2 protein-coding genes are annotated in these 1,221 nt (G+C 29.4%); both read left to right on the top strand.

The genetic code is table 11. The annotated features are described in order from the left end of the window. The first annotated feature begins 76 nt into the window (after positions 1 to 76). Positions 77 to 754, top strand: a complete 678-nt coding sequence (locus KGF50_RS21515) for a hypothetical protein (protein WP_227849950.1) — start codon at positions 77 to 79, stop codon at positions 752 to 754. Between the two features lie 103 nt (positions 755 to 857). Further along, positions 858 to 1,148: a hypothetical protein gene (locus KGF50_RS21510; protein WP_227849949.1), complete on the top strand. Its 291-nt coding sequence runs from the start codon at positions 858 to 860 to the stop codon at positions 1,146 to 1,148. Positions 1,149 to 1,221: the final 73 nt, after the last annotated feature.

Genomic DNA, 1,221 nt, shown 5'->3' with positions numbered 1-1,221 from the left:
TCCTACACTTTGCAGACATTTATGGTTTTAAAATTAGGTACAATAAAACCATAAATTAAGAAAGAGGTGGATTAAATTGAATTTCAATGATTTAGTAAAAAAGGTTAATAATATTGTACTAGAAGCAAACAAAGTAACTATAGAAGATACAGAAAATAAATTTACTAGTGAAAATGTAGAAGGGGCATTAAAAGAATGTATAGATAGAGCAGATTTGGCTTTTCAAAGTGCCGATAGTGGAAAAGAGTTAATTGCAACTGCTATCGGCTCTCCTGCTACATCAGAGCAAACATTTCAAGAGTATGTTAACTATATTACAGGTTTTAAGAATACTATAAGTACATTGACTACTCAACTTGAAAGTGTTAGCAATAAACTGACAGACCCTTATATTGCAAAAGTGAATAATAGAGGAGCACCAAGTACTTTTACAGTTGATTTTCGGATGTATCATCCATCCTCATCATTTACTCGTAGAAGTACTTGTATCTATGTTGATGCTACTTTTATTCACTATACTACACCAGGAGATATGAGTACAGGTGTTCATAAAAGTGTCAAATATGTTAAAACTGATACTAAAGATTTGAATAGTTATCGAATATTTTATGATGGAGATGGAACTCTTAGCTTAAATTATGAAGATGATTCTGTGAGAGTTGTTATACAAGGAGGATATACAAATTCGCCTGGAAGAAAGAAGTCTGATGTCTATTCTTATAATATTCGTATGGTGAATACTTATTGGGATTAATAAAGATATTAAAAAAGTATAGATGTTTATATAATAATAGAATTAAATAAAAAGGGCTTAGATACTTCTAAGTTCTTTTTTGTGCAAAAAATAAGGAGGATGTATGGAAGAAATAAGTATAAATATATTATGTGCAGTAGCAGGAGTTATAATATCCTATTTAGCATTCAGAAATAATTCAAACAAAAAAATACAAGATGAAACAGAAACAACTACAAAGTTAGAACAACAAATAACTTTTCTGTGTGAGAATGTAAGAGATATAAAGCATGATGTAGCGAAATTTAATGCTAGCTTTCTAGATATTAGTGAAAGAGTTGTAAAAGTAGAAGCAAGTACAAAACAAGCACATCATAGAATTGATGAAATCATAAATAGAATTGGAGGAAAATAAGATATGGATAATTTAATAAGTTTCATACCAGAGCAGTTACTAATTTTAGTTGCTGCTCTTTATGTTATAGGAG

It is taken from the genome of Clostridioides sp. ZZV15-6598, from assembly GCF_020657705.1.
In the GTDB taxonomy this organism is placed as follows: Bacteria; Bacillota; Clostridia; order Peptostreptococcales; family Peptostreptococcaceae; genus Clostridioides; species Clostridioides difficile_F.
This window is presented reverse-complemented; position numbering and strand designations above follow the sequence as displayed.

Coding starts and splice junctions, on each gene's coding strand:
- KGF50_RS21510 (WP_227849949.1), top strand. CDS start 858: ATGGAAGAAATAAGTATAAATATATTATGTGCAGTAGCAGGAGTTATA.